The sequence below is a fragment of the Aeromonas sp. QDB23 genome (assembly GCF_027707745.1).
In the GTDB taxonomy this organism is placed as follows: Bacteria; Pseudomonadota; Gammaproteobacteria; order Enterobacterales; family Aeromonadaceae; genus Aeromonas; species Aeromonas allosaccharophila.
In genome coordinates this window covers 80,115-100,852 of the sequence record NZ_JAPCJA010000005.1, presented here as the reverse complement: position 1 = coordinate 100,852, position 20,738 = coordinate 80,115, and the positions used below count along the sequence as shown (strand labels likewise).

The following is a 20,738-nucleotide window of genomic DNA, read 5'->3' as shown; positions in this document are numbered from 1 at the left end:
GTTTTTTTAGCTTTGATCAGCAGAAGCTGATTAAGCCATAGCTTTGATCTGGGCAGACAGGCGGCTCTTGTGACGAGCAGCTTTGTTCTTGTGGATCAGGCCTTTGGTCGCCATACGATCCATGATCGGCTGAGCAACAGCGAAAGCGGCAGTCGCGGCAGCTTTGTCGCCAGAGGCGATAGCAGCGATGACTTTCTTCAGGTAGGTACGGGTCATGGAACGACGGCTGGCGTTGTGCTGACGGCGTTTTTCTGACTGAAGAGCGCGCTTCTTAGCAGATTTGATGTTAGCCAAGGTAAAACTCCTAAAACTGTCTTAGCGAGTGTATTGAAAAGGCCCGGAAATATGCCCTTCCAACCACATAATGTCAAATGATTTGTGCAAATAAACACCGCCTCCCGGTGGTGTGTCAGTAGGGAGACGGTTAAACTGTCGGCCGATTCTAGCAGCATTCTTTTCATTCTGACAGTTCCAGAGGCCTCGTCTTGAGTAAGAAATTGATCAAATCCGGCATGATAGTGTCCGGAATGACGCTGGCATCCCGCGTAATGGGCTTGGTTCGCGATGTGGTCATCGCCAATCTGCTCGGTGCCGGGGTGGCCGCAGACGTCTTCTTCTTTGCCAATCGCATTCCCAACTTTCTGCGTCGTCTGTTCGCCGAAGGTGCCTTCAACCAGGCCTTTGTTCCCGTGATGACGGAGTACAAGAAAAATGGCGACGAGGGGGAAGTGCGTGAATTGCTGGCCGCGGTGGCGGGTACGCTGGGGGGCATAGTGACGGTAGTTACCCTGCTCGGGGTGCTGGGGTCGGGTGTGCTGACCGCACTGTTTGGCTGGGGCTGGTTCTGGGACTGGTTGCACGGCGGCCCTGCGGCCGAGAAGTTCGAGCTCGCCAGTCTGATGCTCAAAATCACCTTCCCCTACCTCTGGTTCATCACCTTTACCGCCATGGCGGGGGCCATCCTCAACACCTTTGGCCGCTTTGCGGTCTCGTCGTTCACGCCGGTGTTTCTCAACATCACTATGATTGCGGCGGCCTGGTGGATTGCGCCACTGATGGACAAACCGGAGATCTCGCTGGCGATTGGTGTATTTTTGGGCGGTTTGGTGCAGTTTTTGTTCCAGTACCCCTTTTTGCGCCAAATCAACATGCTGGTGTGGCCCAAGTGGGGATGGCATCACCCGGGAGTGGTGAAGATCCGCACCCTGATGATCCCAGCCCTGTTTGGCGTTTCGGTCAGTCAGATCAACTTGCTGGTCAACACCATGCTCGCCTCTTTCCTGGCAACCGGTGCCATCAGCTACCTCTACTACTCGGATCGCCTGCTGGAGTTCCCCCTCGGCCTGTTTGCGGTGGCCATCAGTACCGTGATCCTGCCTGCGCTGGCGAAAAAGCATGTGGATGCCGATCCGGCCGACTTCTCCCGCACCATGGATTGGGGGGTGCGGATGGTGATGCTGCTCGGCCTGCCGGCCATGATAGGCATTGCGGTGATGCGCGAGCCGATTCTGCGGGTGCTGTTTATGCGCGGCGAGTTTGGCCTGCATGAAGTGGCCATGTCGAGCGCCAGCCTGCTGGCATCCACCACCGGTCTGCTCTCTCTGATGCTGATCAAGGTGCTGGCACCCGGCTATTACGCCCGTCAGGATACCAAGACGCCGGTGCGGATCGGGATGATGTCGATGGCAGCCAACATGGTCTGCAACCTCCTCTTCATCTATCCACTCGGTTACGTGGGACTGGCGCTCTCGACCGCCTGTTCGGGTACCCTGAATGCGGCCTTGCTGTTCAAGGGGTTGTACCAGCAGAGCGTCTATCGTCCCTCCCGCCATACCGGGGTGTTCTGCCTCAAGCTGCTGGTCGCCAGCGTACTTATGGGGGGCGTGCTCGCCTACCTGTCACCGGATCTGGCCCAATGGGGCGCATGGAGCATGGGCAAGGCCAGTTTGCAGCTGACCATGTTGCTGTCGCTGGGGGCTGCGGTCTACGCGGTGGTGTTGCTGCTGCTGGGTATTCGCCCGCGTCATCTTAAATCGGGGCAGCAGTAGTCGTGATCCTGCGGCGCCATGGGGATAGTGCCTCATGGCGCCACGGGGTGCGGGATTGGGCCCGGATAGTTGAAATCAGGCTATGAGGGCTGACCCTGCCTGCTGCCTGATATATAATCCGCCGATTTCCATGGCAGCAACGCACAAGGCACTGATGGAGCTTATTCGCGGCATTCACAATCTCAAGCCCCGTCACCGGGGATGTGTATTGACCATTGGCAACTTTGATGGGGTTCATCAGGGTCACCATGCGGTATTGGCACGTCTCAAGGAGAAAGCGGCCCAGCTGGGATTGCCCGCCTGCGTCATGCTGTTCGAACCGCAGCCGCTGGAGCTTTTTGCCGGCACGGCGGCGCCCGCCCGGCTGAGCCGGTTGCGGGAAAAGTATGAAGCACTGCGGGGGCTGCAGATCGACCGCATGCTCTGCGTGCGCTTCAGCCATCGCTTTGCCGAGCAAGCGGCTGCGACCTTCATCGAGCAGTTGCTGGTGGAGAAGCTCGGGGTTCGCTATCTGGTGGTTGGCGACGATTTTCGCTTCGGCAAGGGGCGGGAAGGGGACTTCCACCTGCTGGAAGAGGCGGGCCATCGCTTCGGGTTCGAGGTGATCAGTACCCAGAGCTTCCAGCTCGAACGGCAGCGGGTCAGCAGCACCCTGGTGCGCGAGGCCCTTAAGGCGGGCCGGATGGCGGAAGTGGAGCTGATGCTTGGCCGCCCATATACCATCAGCGGCCGGGTGGCCCACGGCGACAAGCTGGGGCGTACCATAGGTTTTCCCACCGCCAATCTGGCCCTCAAGCGCCAGGTGATCCCGGTCGGTGGCGTGTTTGCGGTGGAAGTGATATGTTCCGGCAAGACCTTCCCCGGTGTAGCCAATGTGGGTGTACGGCCGACCTTGAGCGGTACACAAGCCAGATTGGAAGTACATCTATTTGATTTTTCTGGTGATCTATATGGTCAGCAGGTCAAGGTGCTGCTTCGCCACAAGCTGCGCGAAGAGCAGAAGTTTGCCTCTTTCATTGCCTTGAAAGAGCAGATCGAACGAGATGCCCTGGCGGCCCGAGCCTGGTTCGGGCTGCCACAATTCAATTTACCCAGCACTCTTTTAGAAAAGAAGGGAACCCAGGACTGATGAGCGACTATAAACACACCCTGAATCTTCCGGAAACCGAGTTTCCGATGCGTGGCGATCTGGCCAAGCGCGAACCCAACATGCTGAAACGTTGGTACGATCAGGATCTCTACGGCGCTATTCGCCGCGCCAAAGCGGGCAAGCCTTCTTTCATTCTGCATGATGGCCCCCCCTATGCGAACGGCAACATTCACATCGGTCACTCGGTCAACAAGATCCTCAAAGACATCATCATCAAGTCCAAGGGCCTCTCCGGTTTCGATTCCCCCTATGTGCCGGGTTGGGATTGCCACGGTCTGCCTATCGAGCTGAAAGTGGAAGGCATGGTTGGCAAGCCGGGCGAGAAGGTTTCCGCTGCCGAATTCCGCGCCGAGTGCCGCAAATACGCCAAGACCCAGATCGAAGCGCAGAAGACCGACTTCATCCGTCTGGGTGTGCTGGGCGACTGGGAACACCCCTACCTGACCATGGATTTTGGCACCGAAGCCAACATCATCCGCTCCATGGCCAAGATCGTTGAAAACGGCCACCTGCACAAAGGCTCCAAGCCGGTGCACTGGTGTACCGATTGTGGCTCCGCGCTGGCTGAAGCCGAAGTGGAGTACTACGACAAGAACTCTCCCTCCATCGATGTGCGTTTCAAGGCCGTCGATGAGGCAACCGTTGCCGCCAAATTTGATTGCGCCGAAGGCCACACTGGCAAGGGCCCGCTCTCTGCGGTGATCTGGACCACCACTCCGTGGACTCTGCCAGCCAACCGCGCCATCGCCATGCACGCCGACCTCGACTACGCGCTGGTGCAGGTGGAAGGTGAGCACCCCGAGCGTCTGATCCTGGCCGCTGAGCTGGTCAAGGATGTGATGGATCGCGCCGGTATCGAGAAGTTCCACAATCTGGGCTACGCCAAGGGTGCCGCGCTCGAGCTGCTGCGCTTCAACCACCCCTTCTACAGCTTCGACGTGTCGGTGGTACTGGGTGACCACGTCACCCTGGATGCTGGTACCGGCGCCGTCCACACTGCGCCTGGCCACGGTCAGGAAGACTTTGTGGTCGGTCAGAAGTACGGTCTGGAAGTGGCCAACCCGGTTGGCAGCAACGGCGTTTATCTGCCGGATACCGAACTGTTTGCCGGCCAGCACGTATTCAAGGCCAACGCATCTGTGGTCGAGGTGCTGACCGAGCGTGGCGCCCTGCTGCATCACAAGGTGTTCAACCACTCCTACCCGCACTGCTGGCGTCACAAGACCCCGATCATCTTCCGTGCCACCCCGCAGTGGTTCATCAGCATGGAACAGAAGGGTCTGCGCAAGCGCGCGCTGGAAGAGATCGAGCGTATCGAGAAGGACGGTATCAAACAGCACGGCCAGAGCGGCTGGGTACCTGCCTGGGGTAAAAACCGCATTCAGGCGATGGTCGAGAACCGTCCTGACTGGTGTATCTCCCGTCAGCGTACTTGGGGCGTGCCTATCTCTCTGTTCGTCCACAAAGAGACTCAGGCGCTGCACCCGGAATCCGTGCGCTTGATGCACGAAGTGGCCAAGCGGGTCGAGCAGTCCGGCATCCAGGCATGGTGGGATCTGGACAAGGCCGAGCTGCTGGGCAGCGATGCCGACATGTACGACAAGGTGCCTGACACCCTGGACGTCTGGTTCGACTCCGGTTCAACCCACTCCTCCGTGGTCGATGCCCGTCCCGAGTTCAACGGCAACCCGGCCGACATGTATCTGGAAGGTTCTGACCAGCACCGCGGCTGGTTCATGTCCTCCCTGATGATCGGCGTGGCGATGAAAGACAAGGCCCCGTACAACCAGGTGTTGACTCACGGCTTCACCGTGGATGGTCAGGGGCGCAAGATGTCCAAGTCCATCGGCAACGTGGTCAGCCCGCAGGACGTAATGAACAAGCTGGGTGCCGACATCCTGCGTCTGTGGGTAGCGAGCACTGACTACACCGGCGAGATGACTGTCTCCGACGAGATCCTCAAGCGCTCCGCCGATGCTTATCGTCGCATCCGCAACACCGCCCGCTTCCTGCTGGCCAACCTGAACGGCTTCAATCCGGCGACCGACATGGTTGCGCCTGCCGACATGGTGGTGGTGGATCGCTGGGCCGTGGGTCGTGCCAAAGCGGTACAGGCCGAGATCATGGCAGCGTTCGATGAGTACAACTTCCACGGCGTGACCCAGAAGCTGATGCAGTTCTGCTCCATCGAGATGGGCTCCTTCTATCTGGATGTCATCAAGGATCGTCAGTACACCGCCAAGGCTGACAGCCTGGCCCGTCGCTCCTGCCAGACCGCGCTCTATCACATCGCCGAGGCAATGGTGCGCTGGATGGCGCCGATCATGAGCTTCACCGCCGATGAAATCTGGGCACTGCTGCCGGGTGAGCGCGGCGAGTTCGTCTTCACCGAAGAGTGGTACGACGGCTTGTTCGGTCTGGAAGCGGGTGAAACCCTCAACGACGATTTCTGGGCCGAGATCCTCACCGTGCGTGGTGAAGTGAACAAGGCGCTGGAAGTGGCCCGTGGCGAGAAGCGTATCGGCGGCTCCCTGCAGGCCGAACTGACCCTGTTCGCCAAGCCGGAGCTGGCTGCGCGCCTGAACGCCCTGGCCGATGAGCTGCGCTTCGTGCTGCTCACCTCCAAGGCCAAGGTGGTGGTGGCTGACACTGCACCGGAAGGCTCTGTGGCGACCGAGCGTGATGACCTGTGGCTGAGCGTTGCCCAGTCTGCCGCCGCCAAGTGCGACCGCTGCTGGCACCATGTGGAAGACGTGGGCACCATCGCGGGTCACGAAGAGATCTGTGGTCGCTGTGTGACCAACGTTGAGGGTGACGGCGAAACGCGTCAATTTGCCTGATGAACATGACTCAACATAAAAGCGGCCTGCGTTGGCTGTGGCTGGCAGTGCTGGCCTTTGTACTGGACCAGGCGAGCAAGCTCGCCGTGGTCAAGTTGCTGCCATTTGGTTACCCGGGGGTGGAGATCACCCCCTTCTTCAATCTGGTTCACGTTTACAACAAGGGCGCCGCATTCAGCTTTCTGGCTGATCAGGGGGGCTGGCAGCGCTGGTTCTTCGCGGTGCTGGCTTTTGCCATCTGTGGATTGCTGATCCACTGGCTGCGCAAGCAGTCGGTGACCCAGCGTTGGAGCGGTATCGCCTATTCACTCATCATCGGCGGCGCCCTTGGCAACGTCTTTGACCGACTGGTGCTGGGCCATGTGGTCGATTTCCTCGACTTCTACTGGCAGCGTGCGCATTGGCCGGCATTCAATCTGGCCGACAGCTTTATCTTTATCGGGGCCGCCATGATTGTGCTGGACGGGTTCCGTGGTGAGAAAAAGGAGCAGGCATGAGCCAGCAGATCACCGCTAACAGCAGCGTGCTGTTCCACTTCTCCATCAAGCTGGAAGATGGCTCGGTTGCCGACAGCACTACGCTGCACGGCAAACCGGCTCGCCTGCGGATGGGCGATGGCAGCCTGACCCCGACCTTCGAGCAGTGCCTGCAGGGGTTGCGTACAGGGGAGAGCAAGAGCTTCACGCTGGCGCCGGAGCAGGCGTTCGGTCTCTCCAATCCCGACAACATCTACCATCTCGACCGTGCCAAGTTTGGCGCCGATGTGGAGCCAAAAGTCGGCACCATCATCCTGTTCGATCAGCCCAATGGCAGCGAGCTGCCGGGCATCATCCGGGCGGTAGCCGGGATGTCGGTCACGGTCGATTTCAACCACCCGTTGGCCGGTCATACCGTTACCTTCGAGGTGGAGATCCTGGGCGTTGATGATGAGGAGAAGGTGCACTAATGGATATTCTGCTCGCTAACCCTCGCGGTTTTTGCGCCGGTGTAGATCGCGCCATCAGCATTGTCGAGAGCGCGCTGGAGAAGTTCGGGGCCCCCATCTATGTCCGCCATGAAGTGGTACATAACCGCTATGTGGTGAACAAGCTGAAAGAGGCGGGCGCCGTCTTCGTCGAGGAGCTTGATGAGGTGCCGGATGACAGCATCGTCATCTTCTCCGCCCACGGCGTGGCCAAGACGGTGCGCGAGATGGCCAAGTCCCGCGCCCTCAAGGTGTTCGATGCCACCTGTCCGCTGGTGACCAAGGTGCACATGGAGGTTCATCGCGCCAGCCGCAAGGGCTCCGAGGCTGTGCTGATCGGGCACGCCGGTCACCCCGAGGTGATCGGGACCATGGGGCAGTACGAGAATCGCGAAGGCGGCATGTATCTGGTGGAGACACCGGAAGATGTGGCCAGGCTCAAGGTGAAGAATCCGGATGACCTCTGTTTCGTCACCCAGACCACCCTGAGCGTGGATGAGACCTCGGACGTTATCGATGCGCTGCGCAAGCACTTCCCCAAGATCCAGGGGCCGCGCAAGGATGACATCTGCTACGCCACCCAGAACCGTCAGGATGCGGTGCGGGAGATGGCGGGGCTGGTGCAGGCCATGCTGGTGGTCGGGTCGCGCAACTCCTCCAACTCCAATCGTCTGCGCGAGCTGGCCGAGAAGGTGGGCGCCAGAGCCTATCTTATCGATGATGCGTCGATGATTGAGGCGAGCTGGCTGGAAGGCGTGAAAGCGATCGGCGTCACTGCTGGCGCCTCTGCCCCCGAGGTGCTGGTGCAATCCGTCATCACGCGCCTGCGCGAGCTGGGTGGTCAGGTCGTCGCCGAGCACCCCGGCCGTGAAGAGAACGTAGTCTTTGAGGTTCCTCCCGAACTTAGAATAATTTGAGTGCAGCCAGGAAGGCTTAAGAATAAAGTGTGTTAATAATGACGCCGGGTTTGTTCTAGTGACAGGCTCGGCGTTAAACTTATAAAGCAGTCAGTCACCAAGGATGGGATATGATTGGATACTTTCGTGGCTTTTCTCTTATTGAGCTGATGATTGTCGTCGCCATCGTGGCGATCCTCGGCACCATCGCTTACCCCTCTTATCAGCAATATGTGCTGCGTAGTCACCGTGTCGAAGCCAAGGCCATGTTGTTGAATGCGGCCAATCGGCAAGAAACCTATTTTATGGATTTCAATCAGTACGCATCTTCTGCTGCGGCACTTGGTATTAGTAGTGCGTCTGAGACCGGTTTGTATCAATTGTCCATTGCCGTATCAGGCAACACCTATACCTTGTCAGCGAGTGCTGGTGCGACGACGGCCCAGGCCAAAGATACCGATTGCACGGTTTTTTCCATTAATCAGATGGGCATCAAAAGTGCCTCTGGTACAGCTAGCAATAGCTGCTGGGAATAGCCTATGGCCATTCATGCTCCTTCACATCAGAGAGGATTCAGCCTGCTGGAAGTAATGATCACCGCAGTGATCCTGTCATTGGGGCTACTCGGTCTGGTTGCTTTGCAAACCCATTCCAAATTTGCCAGTTACGAAGCTCGCCAGCGCACTATTGCCAGCTGGCTGGCTAACGATATGGTCGAACGAGTACGGATAAATCGTGATAGCTGGAGTGCTACAGGCGCTGTGACGGTTAATCTGGCCGCTAATTTACCCCGACCTACATGCGCAGCAGCAGATGGCACAATCAGTGCGTGCAGTGCGGCAGATTTACGTAATGCCGACCTGCACTATTGGCAGCAGGCCTTGTTGGGAGCAAGTGTGACGGGGGCGGCCTCCGCATTGAACTCGCCGGTCGGTTGTGTGGTGCGGCGAGCCAATAATGTGCTGGCGGTCGGGATTTTCTGGGCTGGTAAACAAGATATATCCGATGGGGGGGCGGCCGGTGCGGCAGCAACCTTGATTAATGAGTGTCAATTGTCAACGGTCAACAATCTTGCGAGGCGTCAGTTTATTCTGACGACCACCTTATGAAATCCCGCGGTTTCACTCTGGTCGAGTGGCTGGTCGCCATGGTGCTCGGTCTATTCCTCTTGGCCGGGGTATTCACTGTTTTTGTTATGTCTCGCTCAAGCTCTGAAGATGCCTTTGATCAAAGCGAATTACAGGAAAATGGTCGATTAGCCATTCGGCTGATTAGCCAGGATATAAAATGGGCGGGCTTTTTTGGGGCCTATACCGGCCAGTCGACACAAGCTGGATCCTCTCTGACCCTCAGTGCTGGCAGCATTATTCCTGCCAGTAGCGATTGTCTGGATGAGCGTTCTGTGGGGAGTTTGCCATCAAATGCGGGTCCCATCAGAGGGCTATGGGTCAGTCGGGTATCAGCCAGCAAAGGGCTTGCCGGGTTTGCTTGTATTCTCGCGGCTGATCGGGTGGCAAATAGCGATGTAATTAGCATCAAGCGATTGGTGGGGCGTCCTATACCAGCATCAGAGGGATTGGATGCAAACCGCTTTTATATGGCAGCCAATAGTCAGGAAGCGAGAGTCATCAAGGGGAGCGAAACCCGACCACTATTTGGCGCTAATAATGAGAGCCAAGTCTGGGAATACCAGCACTATATTTATTATCTGTCGCAAGAAGATGGCATTCCTGTTTTGCGCAAGCGCTATTTGACCGTCAATGGTGGTTCTTCTCTGATTGGTGGCGCCATGGCTGAAGGGGTTGAACATATGGTGCTGATGTATGGTGTTGATGACTCCTTGATCCCTGACGGACGTATAGACCGATATATGTCAACGGATCAGATGACAACGCAGCGGTGGAATGAAGGGCGAGTATTGGGCGCCCGACTGTTCTTGCTAATTAGATCCGATCGGGAATCTAGTCGCTATAAGAATAACAATAGCTATCAACTCGGTAATATTACGGTCAATGGTGGAGGTGATGGTTATCGCCGTCTGTTATTGGAAAGTAGTATTGCACTACGTAATCAACAAATAGCTACCCGAGGTGGAACATGAGAGCGGTTAAAAAACATCAGGGAGTTGCGTTGATAGTCGCACTAGTCATTCTGGTTCCTTTGACTCTGATTGCCGTAGTCGTCATGCAGTCCAGTGGTATGAGTCTGAAAATGGCCAGTTCTAGCGCCAGTTTGCAACGAGCAGAACACGAAGTGGAAGGCACCCTGGAGTCTGCATTGGGTGACACTTCTCTCTCAACTCAAATTGCAACGCAGGCTATTGGCACTTCAGCTGCAATCGGTACGACCACTCCTGCGACCACCCTGACAATCAATACCGAAAGTGTATGCAAACGCAAATTTGAAGCCAGTAGCCAGAATGTAACACCAGCCTGTCGTTATGCTGAAGCGACCACATCCAGTGCTTATGGCAAAGTGAATAGCCAAATGACCTTTACTGCCGGGGTAGAACAACCCTTGCTCAGTGCCAATTAGGGGGCAGAATATGAACATCAGGAACTGTGTACTAACAAGCTTGCTGGTGTTGTGTAGTGGAATATCCAGCACATCTTTGGCTGTGGGCACTGGTTATTCAGATGATACCGAGTTATTTATTTACGATTTTGCAAAGGCCGGAGATTTTCGTCCCAAAGTGCTTTTTATATTCGATAACTCTGGCAGTATGGCTGACACTACCTTGATGGCAAAAGAGGAATATGACCCGGAATTTACTTATCCAGCTTTGTCATCTGATGATGGAAGTAATGATTATATCTACTTCACTACAGGAACACCGCCCAAAACGCTCAACTCAAGCAATTCAAAGCGATTTCTGAAAAATAAAAACGCATGCACAACCTCTGATGCAACTTTGAATTCGTCAGGCGCGTTCACTTCAATTTTTTGGAACTATGTTGTTACGGGTACAAGTAATGCAAATAGGAAGGGAAGTTGGTTGCAATTAAACTCCTATGTGCAAGATACGATTAATCTGGTGGATTGCAAACAGGACTTTAATGAAAAAAATGTTAGCAATGCTGGGTTTACAAACACATATCAATCTGTGTCAGGGACAACTACAGGCTATCCAATAAATACGTCTGGTACAGTTGCCGTGGTATCAAAGCCTTGGTCTGTCACAGCAACCACTTCGCCAGCAAATAATAATGACCTTAATCTTACCCTATACACCGCAAATTACCTTCGTTGGTATTATGCACCCAGCACAATACCTACTACGAGACTTAATGTTGCCAAGCAGGCACTGAGAGAGCTAGTTCGGACAACCCCTGCTGTTGATTTTGGCTTGGCCGTATTTAACTATAATGATAGTAGTGGTAGGAATGGTGGTCGTATTATTCGAAGTATTATTGGGAATGACGCTATATTGAGTGGCGGTAAAACTGGTGCGCAAGATATCATTGATAAGGCTAATAGTTTAAGTTCAGATACATGGACGCCTTTATGTGAAACTATGTATGAAGCCTATCGTTATTTTGGTGGTGGCGATGTGTATTTTGGTGATGATGATTCCAATCGTAATCCAAAGCGAGATCCTAATGCTGAGGTGTCGACTGGTAAATACAAATCACCTTACGATAAATGCTCAAATAATGGTTATGTTATATATATGACTGATGGTGCTCCAACCTATGATTCTGCTGCCGATAATTTGGTTAAGGGATTGTTGAATGGTTCTACTGACCCTAATAAACCAAGCTATAGCGGCACCGTTGGTTATGGCTCAGCTTATAATAAAGAACAGAGTTATCTAGCGGCTTTGGCTGGATACATGAAGAATAATGATGTAAATACATCTGCGACTGGTAAGCAGACGGTCACTACCTTTACCGTAGGTTTCGGTGATGAGGCTATCACGGGGGCTGGAACATTATTGGCAGAGACTGCTCGCCGTGGTGGTGGTAAATATTATCCTGCCACCGATGCGACTCAGTTGAACGAGGCGTTAAAGTCTTCATTATTAGCGATTTTAAAAATGAACACTTCACTTGTCTCACCAGCGATTGCCACCAATAACTTTGACCGTACTCGTAGCCTGAATAATATTTACTATGCCATGTTTGAACCGGGGGCTGGCCCGAGATGGAAAGGGAATCTGAAAAAGCTGGCTTTAGCCCCTGAAAAAGGATATGTGGTTGATCAAAGTGGTATGCCTGCGATCGCTAGCGACGGGACTATTCTTGAAGCTGCGATAACCTTCTGGTCCTCAACCAGCGATGGCAACAAGGTTGCTGAGGGGGGGATACAAGAGATGTTGGCAGCGAAAACTAATCGTAATATTTATATTATTCCGCCTTCCACAAGCACCACAAATGCATTAATCGCATTTAGCAAGTCTAACCTTGAAAGTATGGCGGGTGGGGCGACTCAGTTACGCACAGTAATGAGCCTCAATAGCACTGATAACATGGATGATCTGCTTAATTGGGTCAAGGGGGGGGATGCTTTTGATGAAAATCAGGATGGAAGCAAAACGGATATTCGGGAGCATATTCTTGGTGATCCTCTGCATTCTCGGCCATTAGTGATCAACTATGGTTGTACAAAGTTAACAGGACAGACATCGTGCACACCTGACCTGCGAATCGTGATGGGAACCAATGCTGGCTTCTTGCATATGTTCAAAGACAGCGGTACCACCGTTGATGAAAGCTGGGCCGCCATGCCTTATCAATTTATCGCTAATCAGAAAGCGTTGCGAGAGAACCTGGACTCATCGGTGCATCTCTATGGAGTGGATTCATCACCTACCGTGCTGGTCAATGAGCAAGTTAAAGATGGTCATATCAAGTCGTCACAAGGTGATAAGGTATGGTTATTTACCGGGTTACGGGGCGGTGGCAAGGCCTATTATGCTTTGAATATATCCAATCCGGATTCTCCCTCGCTGATGTGGCGGTTGGACAAAAATAGTGCTGGCTTTGGCAGGCTCGGTGAAACCTGGTCGATCCCTGAGGTAGCTTTTATCCCAGGTTATTACACAGAAACCGCTGGTAAAAAAAACTATAAGCCTGTTCTGATATTCTCTGGGGGTTATGACCAATCAAAGAGCTATTTGGGGCAAGGGGTTGAAGACAGTGAAGGGTTGGGTATTTATATCGTTGATGCTGAGGCTGGTACTCTGTTGTTCAGCTTCACTCCGGATCCGGCTAGTGCAACGAACAAGCAGGTTGCAGGCATGGTTTACAGCATGCCAGGCTCGGTCTCTGTGCTGGACAGTGATGGGGATGGTATTACAGATCGCATCTACGCAGGCGATACCGGTGGTCAGATCTGGCGTATCGATTTGAAAGGAACCGATAAGCCCAAGTGGACGGCCATCAAGTTCGCCAGTTTGGGGAATGCTCATTTGAGTGGAACGGCCAAAAAGTTGGAAGATGATCGCCGCTTTTTTACTCAACCTGTATTGGTACGCACCATCAACAAAGGTTGGAAATATGATGGTACAAAGTATCTGTACAGTGAGCGTCCGTTTGATGCTGTATTGATAGGCAGTGGTGATAGAAATCGTCCTTCCTCGGAAGCGACAACCCAAAATGTGTATGTGATGCTACGTGATTACAATGTCAATCCGACTTTGTTTGGCATAGATCCAGATACTGATGAAAGTCCTTCTGTCATTACGTTAGAGGATCTTTATGATGTGACCAGCGATCCATTTATCGGTTTGAATGAAGATCAGATCGTAAATACAACCAAGGCTTTGACCAGCAAGTTGGGATGGAAATTCTGGCTCAATGAAAGTGGTGAAAAATCCATGGGGGCTGGTTTGGTGTTGCAAGGCAAGCTCTATTTCACCTCTTTCCTGCCTCAGGTTCAGGATTTCCAGCAATGTACGATTCAATCAATCGGTGCCATGCGCCAGTATATGATTGATATGCACTACGGTACTTCGTTCAAATATGTGCTGGATAGCAACAATCAGGAAGTTATTCAGCGTTACGTTGAGGTGCAAAATAAGGTTGCTGATGATCTGGTTATTCATGGTGGGGATGATGGCCGGATCAGGATTATAGGTGGTGCTCCGGGCAAGGAGGTCATCCTTAAAGATGATGGACAGGGAGAGCCTGAACGTTGTACCGGTGAAGGTGAGTGCTCTCAGGGTGCGGAGGAGGCAAAAATGGATATGTCTCCCAAGAAAATCTATCTCTATGAAGGAGAACAGGGATGAAACGCATGCTGCTCTGGTGTGTGGGCCTACCCTTGTTGGTTCAGGCTCAAACTGAAGACATAAAATGTTATGTCACTCTGGAAGGTGGCGTGCAGATGGTGTTGCAGCAACCGGTCGCTGATACCAGCAAGGCAAATCTGGTCAGGGTGTTTAAACAGAAAGGTTATGAAATTGATGGAGTAGTGCATATTGTCACAGAGGTAATCGAGTGTGTTCCTTTGGCCGCCACTTTTTCGCTGGCTGATGCAAAAAAACAAGATGAAATCCAACCCAGATAACGCTGCTGGGAGATGGGAGAGAAGGGGATAGGGGCTAAGAACAACTCAGCCCCTTTTTTTCGCTTCTGTTTCTACCGGATGGCGAGATGATGATATCGACTCGGGGTGCCTGGTCGCTACAAAACTGGAGTGTCATGTTGGTGCCAATCGCAGTGCCATCCGGGCTAAAGCGTACAAATTGTCGATTGGCAGTGACGGTATGTTTTTCAAGAAAGGGTTCTGTTGCTGATAACAAGATATCGCCATTTGCAATATCGAATTGGCGATCCTGATTGGTGTCGATAAAAACAAGCATGCGCTGGGCGCCTGTTTGATTTGCGAGTACACAACCTTCTTTTGTGGAGTTCCTGACCGGCATGGCAAGACATGCTGTCACGGGTTGCTGCTGTGTAATGGCTTGCCGTTGACCGAAGATCAGATGATCCTGCAGGTTTCTGGTGTAGATGTCGCTGTCGGTGGTTGTCAGCAGATTCGCCAATGACGGCAGTCCCAAGGTCAGCAGGATGGTTGTCAGGCTTGCCGATATCAAAAACTCGAGTAAGGTAAATCCATTTCGTACCATAGCGTATGAGTCCTTGTTCAAAGGAGACTCTAATCATAGTTATTGGATTGAAATGGATCTCTTTGCGCTGGTGTGTTTTTAGCTGTAGCCAAATCCTGTCATGGGCATACAGCACTGCTTGCCTGGCTATGGGCACGTCCGGCAGGCATAACTTCAATCTCAATGCCCTTTTCACCGCTGATACAGAGTGAAAAAGTGACTGTATTGTCAGAAGTAATGGTGCCATCCGGGATGAAGTGCAGTGCCTGTGCATCTGCAGAAATGGCCAGCTCTGCGGGAAACGCGGGACTTGCGGCAAGCGTAACCTCGCTGCCATTAAGCTTCAGATCGCTATTGCTATCTATAAAGGCGAGTAGCCGATTCGCACCATGTTGAGCTGCTGGTATGCACTCCTCAGTAGCATTGTTGAGAGTGGTCAGGCAAAGAGTGACGGTCTGCTGGTTGGAGATGGCTTGTTGTCTGGCGTAGTTTAAGTGGTTTAGCAGGCTCTTTTCTTGGGTCGCCAAATTATTACTGCCAAGCAGGTTGGAGAGGGACGGAATACCAATCCCCAGCAGAATGACGCCCAGCGCAATGGCTATCATCAATTCCATAAGGGTAAATCCGGCGTTTTTCATATCTGCGAAGGCCTGTCGTTCCGTGACTACATACAGCTTATCTCTCCCGCTGATTGCTGTCACATGGTTACGCCCGTCTTGAACTGGCAGATTGCCCCCCTTTTCTTTATTATTCCCCATCATTTCTGATTTTAAGACCCATTGCCATGGCAAAAGCCCTCTCTCTGATGCTTGCCCAGTTGAATCTGACGGTAGGCGCCATCGAAGAAAACTGTGACAAGGTGCTGACTGCGGCTGCTCAAGCCGAACAGCAAGGTGCCGATCTGCTGGTCTGTTCCGAGTTGGCCCTGACCGGCTATCCACCGGAAGATCTGTTGCTGCGTGCCGATCTGATGATCCGGGTTGAGGCCGCGCTGGCTCGCGTTGCCGCATGGCAGGGGGCTTGCGCCATTCTGGTGGGTCATCCCTGGCGCGATGGGGAGGCACTTTACAACGCAGCCTCCCTCTACGAGCACGGCAAGCTGGTTGCCCGCTACTTCAAGCAGGACCTGCCCAACTACGGGGTATTCGACGAGAAGCGCTACTTCACCGCGGCAAGCGAGACCTGTGTGGTCCCCTTCCGTGGTCACAATCTGGGTCTACTTATCTGCGAAGACCTGTGGCAGCCGGGCCCAGCGCTGGCCGCCAAGGCGGCTGGGGCAGAGTTGCTGCTCACCATCAATGCGTCGCCCTACGATCAGGAGAAACCCTGGATCCGCCGCGAGCTGATGGCTGAGCGCTGCGATCAGACCGGTCTGCCGCTGGTCTACCTCAATCAGGTCTGTGGCCAGGATGAGCTGATCTTCGACGGCTGCTCCAAGGTGTTCAGCAGTCAGGGTGAGTTAACCCACAAGCTCGCCCCGTTTGCCGAAGAGCTGGCGCTGGTGCGCTTTGTCGATGGTCAACCGGTGAAAGAGTGTGAACCGGCTGCGCCGCTGGAGCCGCTGGCCGAGACCTATCAGGCGCTGGTGCTGGCGGTGCGCGACTATGTCACCAAGAACGGCTTCCACGGCGCCGTGCTGGGCCTCTCCGGCGGCATCGACTCGGCTCTGACACTCGCTATCGCGGCCGATGCCATCGGCGCCGACAAGGTGCAGGCGGTGATGATGCCGTTCCGCTACACCGCCCAGATGAGTGTGGAAGACGCCAAGGAGCAGGCCGAGCGGATGGGGGTGGAGTTCAACATCATCTCCATCGAGCCGATGTTCGAAGGGTTTATGACCCAGCTGGCGCCGTTGTTTGAAGGCACCGCCCGCGACACCACCGAAGAGAACCTGCAGGCACGCTGCCGCGGAGTGTTGCTGATGGCGCTCTCCAACAAGCGTCGTCGCATCGTGCTGACTACCGGCAACAAGAGCGAAATGGCGGTCGGTTATGCCACGCTGTACGGTGATATGGCGGGCGGTTTCGACGTGTTGAAAGATGTGCCCAAGACGCTGGTCTTCAAGTTGTGTGAATATCGCAACTCGGTTGACTACGTGATCCCGCAGCGGGTTATCGACCGTCCCCCTTCAGCGGAGCTGGCGCCGGATCAGGTGGATCAGGACAGCCTGCCCCCCTACGACATCCTCGATGCGATCCTCAAACGTTATGTAGAAGAGGATGCCTCGGTCGCCGACATGGTGGCAGAAGGCTTCGAGGAAGCTGTGGTGCGCAAGGTGATCCGGCTGGTGGATCTCAACGAATACAAGCGCCGTCAGGCGGCGGTCGGGCCCCGTATTACGGCTCGCAACTTTGGTAAGGATCGCCGTTACCCCATTACATCCGGGTTCGGCAAACAGAACTGGTAAGGAGTCACCATGAAGAAGATTGAAGCCATCATCAAACCGTTCAAGCTGGACGATGTGCGCGAGGCCCTGGCCGAGATCGGCATCAACGGCATGACCGTATCCGAAGTCAAAGGCTTCGGCCGCCAGAAGGGCCATACCGAGCTTTATCGCGGTGCCGAATATATGGTCGACTTCCTGCCGAAAGTGAAGGTGGAGCTGGTGGTGCAGGACGAGGATCTCGACGCCTGTCTGGAAGCGATCCAGAACACCGCCCGCACCGGCAAGATTGGTGATGGCAAGATCTTCGTCTGCGAGGTGGAGCGTGTCATTCGTATCCGTACCGGCGAAGAGAACGAAGACGCGATTTGACTTTGGCGATCTCTTTACCTGACCAGAGGCGCGAAGCGCGACCTCATTTGATGGGGTGGATGCGTTTTGTGGTGGTGGCCAGCCTGTTGGCGGGCCTGACCGCCTGCAGTACCCGACCACCTGCTCAGCCGGAGAATCTGTGCCAGATCTTTCGGGAGAAGCCGGAGTGGCACAAGGCCGCGCTCAAGATGAACGAGAAATGGGGGACGCCGGTCCATGTGGTGATGGCCATGATGTATCAGGAGTCCTCTTACGTACATGATGCCCAGCCGCCGATGCAGTATTTCCTCTTCATCCCGACCGGGCGGGCCAGTTCGGCTTATGGTTATGCTCAGGTCAAAGATGAAACCTGGGCTGACTACCAGCGGGAAACTGGCAACAGCTGGAGTGACCGCGATGACTTTGCCGACGCCATCGATTTTATGGGCTGGTACACTAACAAGGCCCAGCGGCTCAATGGCACCTCCAAGTGGGATGCCTATGGCCAGTACCTCAACTATCACGAAGGGTGGGGTGGCTACCGGCGTGGCAGCTATCGCAGCAAGGGGTGGTTGATGAAGACCTCTCGCAAGGTGGAAGCTCGCGCCCAGCGCTACGGCGCCCAGTACCGTCAATGCAAGGAGCAGCTCTCCCGTGGGGGCTGGTTCTGGTAACCAAATCAGGAGTCAGAAATGCCGTTATTGGACAGTTTTACCGTTGACCACACCCGTATGGAAGCGCCAGCGGTGCGTGTGGCCAAGACCATGCAGACCCCGAACAAGGACACCATTACCGTGTTCGACCTGCGTTTCTGTGTGCCGAACCAGGAGATCCTCTCCGAGCGCGGTATCCATACGCTGGAGCACCTGTTCGCCGGTTTCATGCGTGATCACCTGAACGGCAACGGCGTGGAGATCATCGATATCTCCCCCATGGGTTGCCGTACCGGCTTCTACATGAGCCTGATCGGCGCGCCGGACGAAGCTCGTGTTGGCGCAGCCTGGCAGGCGGCCATGAGCGACGTGCTGACCGTGCAGGATCAGGCCAAGATCCCCGAACTGAACGAGTATCAGTGCGGCACCTACAGCATGCACTCGCTGGAAGAGGCGCACGCCATTGCCCGTCATGTGCTGGAGCGCGGTATCGGCGTCAACCACAACGACGAGCTGGCCTTGCCGGAAGAGAAGTTGAAGAGCCTGTGAGGCGGATGAGCTGTCGCTCATCGGATAATCTCTTCGGGGAATGTTAAAAGAACCGGTCAGCCATGCTGACCGGTTCTTTTTATCTCGCCCGATCGCAAAAATGGGGATGACTTGCTCCCCTTGCCAACTCTGATTAGGATGGTTTTTGACCTGAACCTGTTGGCGGAGGTGTGACGATGAAAGGGGTATTGCTGCGTTGGCTGGCCCGTTACGATGCATGGTGCGAGGAGTGGGGGCTCACTCAGGAGAACCGGCGCTGCTGCACACCGGTTCGTTATGATGATGATTCAAGCAAAGAGCGAGTTTGCGCTGAAGAGGCTGAACTCAATCAAAATTGCGGGTCACGGCACCGGTAACACTGTTGTACTCGAAGCCGAGGCCGTTTAGATAATCCGAGTTGGTCTGGAAGCGGTTGATTGAGTCGCGCAGGATATAGCGGCAGTTATCGTGGCGAAGCGTGCCATCAGCCTGCCCGTTTGCCTGGATGAGTCGGGAGATGTAATCACTCTTTGAGTTGGTATGGAGTTCATCGACCGCCGTCAGATCGGTGTCGAGCAGGGCGCCGAACAGGCTCTCGCAGTCATCCCGGCTGTTGACGGAGATCTGATCGCTGTCGCCACCGGGGAATACGGCATCAGGCCCCTGACCATTCTGATCCTCCTTGGTGCCCACAGGCCAGCCGTAGTGGTTGATATCCAGATCTTTCTTGCCCATCCCGCTGAAGTTATACAGTGCGAGGTCTTGTCCCTGCACTTTCACCGCCCAGCCAGCATGGGCCAGCTGTACTGCACTGGCAAAGCTGCCAGCGGTCGCCGAGACTGTGCTTTTCAGGGCATCATCCTTGATATTGATAAAGCGGGGCAGGGCGGTGACGGCTAGGATCCCCAGCACTATGATCACCAGCACCAGTTCAATCAGGGTAAAGCCGTTGTTTCTGTTGTTCATCATGTTCAATGACCCATTAAAGACCGCAAACAGGTGTGAGTGATATGCAGCTGATAGATACCCATTGCCATCTCGACTTTCCGGTGTTTGACCATGACAGGGCGGCGCTGCTGGCCCGTTGTCGGGCATTGGGGGTGATGGAGTATATCATTCCTGCCATCGCAGAGGATAACTGGACTCGTGTGATGGCACTGGCAGATCAGCATGACGGCCTCTTTTATGGCCTGGGCATTCATCCCTGGTATGCCGGTGAGCAGAGGGAGGGGGTAATGGAGCGGCTGCGAACACTGGTAATGAGCCAGCCTGCCGGGCTGGTAGCCATTGGCGAGTGTGGGCTGGATCTGCGCTCTCAGGTGCCGCAGGAAGGGCAATTTGCGCTGTTTGAGGCTCAGATCCGGCTGGCCGCCGATGCCGGGCTACCCCTGATGATCCACTCGGTGCGCGCCAATGACACAGTGGTCAAGGTCTTGCGCCGCTTCAAGCCGCCCCGTGGCGGGGTGATCCACGCCTTCAGCGGTTCGTTGCAGCAGGCGGAGGCATTCTGGCAACTGGGTTTTCGACTCGGGGTGGGCGGAGTGATCAGTTTTGAGCGGGCGAACAAGACGCGAGAGGTATTTCGGATCATGCCGCTTGAGGCCCTGGTGCTGGAAACCGACTCGCCCGATATGCCGCTGCAAGGTGAACAAGGCACCCGAAATACCCCGGAAGCGCTGCCGAAAATAGCGGAAATATTGATGACGTTGCGGGGGGAATCATCGGCGGATGTTGCGAAGGTGTTATTTGAAACTGCCCAGCACATTTTCCATCACGATCAATTGCCATGAAACAAACCTGCAACACATGATTAAGTTATCAGGAAAAAAAACGAGCGTAAAAATCGTTTGCTGTCTAATTTTGTGACACTTGGA

General features: G+C 54.6%; 21 protein-coding genes. 17 read left to right on the top strand and 4 right to left on the bottom strand.

The genetic code is table 11. The features are described 5' to 3' along the window. Window positions 1–30: 30 nt before the first annotated feature. A complete protein-coding gene (rpsT, locus tag PG888_RS04050) occupies window positions 31–294 on the bottom strand; it encodes a 30S ribosomal protein S20 (RefSeq protein ID WP_005308808.1) in 264 nt (87 codons plus the stop codon). A 191-nt stretch (window positions 295–485) separates the two neighbouring features. On the opposite strand from rpsT, the gene murJ reads away from it, so the two are divergent. The 12 genes from murJ (at window position 486) to tapY2 (ending at window position 14,408) form a co-directional block, all read left to right on the top strand. Then, the gene (gene murJ, locus PG888_RS04045; protein ID WP_075113919.1) at window positions 486–2,048 is read left to right on the top strand and encodes a murein biosynthesis integral membrane protein MurJ; all 1,563 of its coding nucleotides are present in this window, start codon (window positions 486–488) and stop codon (window positions 2,046–2,048) included. Between the two features lie 154 nt (window positions 2,049–2,202). Next, window positions 2,203–3,177, top strand: coding sequence for a bifunctional riboflavin kinase/FAD synthetase (ribF, locus tag PG888_RS04040; RefSeq protein ID WP_163129015.1), 975 nt, complete (start codon window positions 2,203–2,205; stop codon window positions 3,175–3,177). Then, window positions 3,177–6,038 carry an isoleucine--tRNA ligase gene (gene ileS / locus PG888_RS04035; RefSeq protein ID WP_270815642.1) on the top strand — a complete coding sequence of 954 codons (2,862 nt, stop codon included), beginning with the start codon at window positions 3,177–3,179 and terminating at the stop codon, window positions 6,036–6,038. Before ribF ends, ileS begins: the two co-directional genes overlap by 1 nt. Next, a complete protein-coding gene (gene lspA / locus PG888_RS04030; RefSeq protein WP_005340447.1) occupies window positions 6,038–6,535 on the top strand; it encodes a signal peptidase II in 498 nt (165 codons plus the stop codon). Before ileS ends, lspA begins: the two co-directional genes overlap by 1 nt. Further along, window positions 6,532–6,984, top strand: a complete 453-nt coding sequence (fkpB, locus tag PG888_RS04025) for an FKBP-type peptidyl-prolyl cis-trans isomerase (protein WP_182938769.1) — start codon at window positions 6,532–6,534, stop codon at window positions 6,982–6,984. The genes lspA and fkpB overlap by 4 nt, the downstream gene beginning before the upstream one ends. Then, a complete protein-coding gene (gene ispH, locus PG888_RS04020) occupies window positions 6,984–7,919 on the top strand; it encodes a 4-hydroxy-3-methylbut-2-enyl diphosphate reductase (RefSeq protein WP_182938770.1) in 936 nt (311 codons plus the stop codon). The genes fkpB and ispH overlap by 1 nt, the downstream gene beginning before the upstream one ends. Window positions 7,920–8,029: 110 nt before the next feature. Then, window positions 8,030–8,434 carry a type IV pilin protein gene (locus tag PG888_RS04015; protein ID WP_182938771.1) on the top strand — a complete coding sequence of 135 codons (405 nt, stop codon included), beginning with the start codon at window positions 8,030–8,032 and terminating at the stop codon, window positions 8,432–8,434. Window positions 8,435–8,437: 3 nt separating this feature from the next. Continuing rightward, window positions 8,438–9,007: a type IV pilus modification protein PilV gene (gene pilV / locus PG888_RS04010; RefSeq protein WP_042059698.1), complete on the top strand. Its 570-nt coding sequence runs from the start codon at window positions 8,438–8,440 to the stop codon at window positions 9,005–9,007. Further along, complete coding sequence (locus tag PG888_RS04005) at window positions 9,004–9,999, top strand: PilW family protein (RefSeq protein ID WP_182938772.1); 996 nt, start codon at window positions 9,004–9,006, stop codon at window positions 9,997–9,999. Before pilV ends, PG888_RS04005 begins: the two co-directional genes overlap by 4 nt. Then, window positions 9,996–10,433, top strand: a complete 438-nt coding sequence (gene tppD / locus PG888_RS04000; protein WP_163128879.1) for a type IVa pilus pseudopilin TppD — start codon at window positions 9,996–9,998, stop codon at window positions 10,431–10,433. Before PG888_RS04005 ends, tppD begins: the two co-directional genes overlap by 4 nt. A 10-nt stretch (window positions 10,434–10,443) precedes the next feature. Further along, on the top strand, window positions 10,444–14,130 hold the full coding sequence (locus PG888_RS03995) for a pilus assembly protein (RefSeq protein ID WP_270692742.1): 3,687 nt from the start codon (window positions 10,444–10,446) through the stop codon (window positions 14,128–14,130). Then, entirely contained in the window at window positions 14,127–14,408 is a 282-nt protein-coding gene (gene tapY2, locus PG888_RS03990) for a type IVa secretion system protein TapY2 (RefSeq protein ID WP_111806121.1), read from the top strand. Before PG888_RS03995 ends, tapY2 begins: the two co-directional genes overlap by 4 nt. Window positions 14,409–14,442: 34 nt before the next feature. Here tapY2 and PG888_RS03985 read toward each other — a convergent pair whose 3' ends face one another. Together PG888_RS03985 and PG888_RS03980 are read right to left on the bottom strand one after the other, a co-directional pair. Continuing rightward, window positions 14,443–14,970, bottom strand: a complete 528-nt coding sequence (locus PG888_RS03985) for a GspH/FimT family protein (protein ID WP_182938774.1) — start codon at window positions 14,968–14,970, stop codon at window positions 14,443–14,445. Window positions 14,971–15,068: 98 nt separating this feature from the next. Next, the gene (locus PG888_RS03980; protein ID WP_232093602.1) at window positions 15,069–15,740 is read right to left on the bottom strand and encodes a GspH/FimT family pseudopilin; all 672 of its coding nucleotides are present in this window, start codon (window positions 15,738–15,740) and stop codon (window positions 15,069–15,071) included. Here PG888_RS03980 and PG888_RS03975 point away from each other — a divergent pair. The 4 genes from PG888_RS03975 to luxS are packed head-to-tail and all read left to right on the top strand — an operon-like array spanning window position 15,734 to window position 18,885. Continuing rightward, on the top strand, window positions 15,734–17,356 hold the full coding sequence (locus PG888_RS03975; protein WP_182938775.1) for an NAD+ synthase: 1,623 nt from the start codon (window positions 15,734–15,736) through the stop codon (window positions 17,354–17,356). The two genes, PG888_RS03980 and PG888_RS03975, sit on opposite strands and share 7 nt — an antisense overlap. 9 nt (window positions 17,357–17,365) lie before the next feature. Continuing rightward, window positions 17,366–17,704: a nitrogen regulatory protein P-II gene (gene glnB, locus PG888_RS03970; protein WP_005308848.1), complete on the top strand. Its 339-nt coding sequence runs from the start codon at window positions 17,366–17,368 to the stop codon at window positions 17,702–17,704. A gap of 59 nt (window positions 17,705–17,763) precedes the next feature. Then, window positions 17,764–18,357 (top strand): transglycosylase SLT domain-containing protein, encoded by a 594-nt coding sequence (locus PG888_RS03965; protein WP_332107294.1) that lies wholly within the window; start codon window positions 17,764–17,766, stop codon window positions 18,355–18,357. A gap of 18 nt (window positions 18,358–18,375) precedes the next feature. Then, a complete protein-coding gene (luxS, locus tag PG888_RS03960; protein WP_005340462.1) occupies window positions 18,376–18,885 on the top strand; it encodes an S-ribosylhomocysteine lyase in 510 nt (169 codons plus the stop codon). A gap of 324 nt (window positions 18,886–19,209) precedes the next feature. On the opposite strand, the gene tppF is transcribed toward luxS, so the two are convergent. After that, on the bottom strand, window positions 19,210–19,833 hold the full coding sequence (gene tppF / locus PG888_RS03955; RefSeq protein WP_269475278.1) for a type IVa pilus pseudopilin TppF: 624 nt from the start codon (window positions 19,831–19,833) through the stop codon (window positions 19,210–19,212). Between the two features lie 41 nt (window positions 19,834–19,874). Here tppF and PG888_RS03950 point away from each other — a divergent pair, with 41 nt between their 5' ends. Next, window positions 19,875–20,654 (top strand): TatD family hydrolase, encoded by a 780-nt coding sequence (locus PG888_RS03950; RefSeq protein WP_182938777.1) that lies wholly within the window; start codon window positions 19,875–19,877, stop codon window positions 20,652–20,654. The last annotated feature ends 84 nt before the right edge of the window (window positions 20,655–20,738 follow it).

Bases quoted from the DNA above. Each gene is read 5' to 3' on its own strand.
- ribF (WP_163129015.1), top strand. From the start codon at position 2,203: ATGGAGCTTATTCGCGGCATTCACAATCTCAAGCCCCGTCACCGGGGA.
- ileS (WP_270815642.1), top strand. From the start codon at position 3,177: ATGAGCGACTATAAACACACCCTGAATCTTCCGGAAACCGAGTTTCCG.
- lspA (WP_005340447.1), top strand. From the start codon at position 6,038: ATGAACATGACTCAACATAAAAGCGGCCTGCGTTGGCTGTGGCTGGCA.
- fkpB (WP_182938769.1), top strand. From the start codon at position 6,532: ATGAGCCAGCAGATCACCGCTAACAGCAGCGTGCTGTTCCACTTCTCC.
- ispH (WP_182938770.1), top strand. From the start codon at position 6,984: ATGGATATTCTGCTCGCTAACCCTCGCGGTTTTTGCGCCGGTGTAGAT.
- PG888_RS04015 (WP_182938771.1), top strand. From the start codon at position 8,030: ATGATTGGATACTTTCGTGGCTTTTCTCTTATTGAGCTGATGATTGTC.
- pilV (WP_042059698.1), top strand. From the start codon at position 8,438: ATGGCCATTCATGCTCCTTCACATCAGAGAGGATTCAGCCTGCTGGAA.
- PG888_RS04005 (WP_182938772.1), top strand. From the start codon at position 9,004: ATGAAATCCCGCGGTTTCACTCTGGTCGAGTGGCTGGTCGCCATGGTG.
- tppD (WP_163128879.1), top strand. From the start codon at position 9,996: ATGAGAGCGGTTAAAAAACATCAGGGAGTTGCGTTGATAGTCGCACTA.
- PG888_RS03995 (WP_270692742.1), top strand. From the start codon at position 10,444: ATGAACATCAGGAACTGTGTACTAACAAGCTTGCTGGTGTTGTGTAGT.
- tapY2 (WP_111806121.1), top strand. From the start codon at position 14,127: ATGAAACGCATGCTGCTCTGGTGTGTGGGCCTACCCTTGTTGGTTCAG.
- PG888_RS03985 (WP_182938774.1), bottom strand. From the start codon at position 14,970: ATGGTACGAAATGGATTTACCTTACTCGAGTTTTTGATATCGGCAAGC.
- PG888_RS03975 (WP_182938775.1), top strand. From the start codon at position 15,734: ATGGCAAAAGCCCTCTCTCTGATGCTTGCCCAGTTGAATCTGACGGTA.
- glnB (WP_005308848.1), top strand. From the start codon at position 17,366: ATGAAGAAGATTGAAGCCATCATCAAACCGTTCAAGCTGGACGATGTG.
- PG888_RS03965 (WP_332107294.1), top strand. From the start codon at position 17,764: ATGCGTTTTGTGGTGGTGGCCAGCCTGTTGGCGGGCCTGACCGCCTGC.
- luxS (WP_005340462.1), top strand. From the start codon at position 18,376: ATGCCGTTATTGGACAGTTTTACCGTTGACCACACCCGTATGGAAGCG.
- tppF (WP_269475278.1), bottom strand. From the start codon at position 19,833: ATGATGAACAACAGAAACAACGGCTTTACCCTGATTGAACTGGTGCTG.
- PG888_RS03950 (WP_182938777.1), top strand. From the start codon at position 19,875: ATGCAGCTGATAGATACCCATTGCCATCTCGACTTTCCGGTGTTTGAC.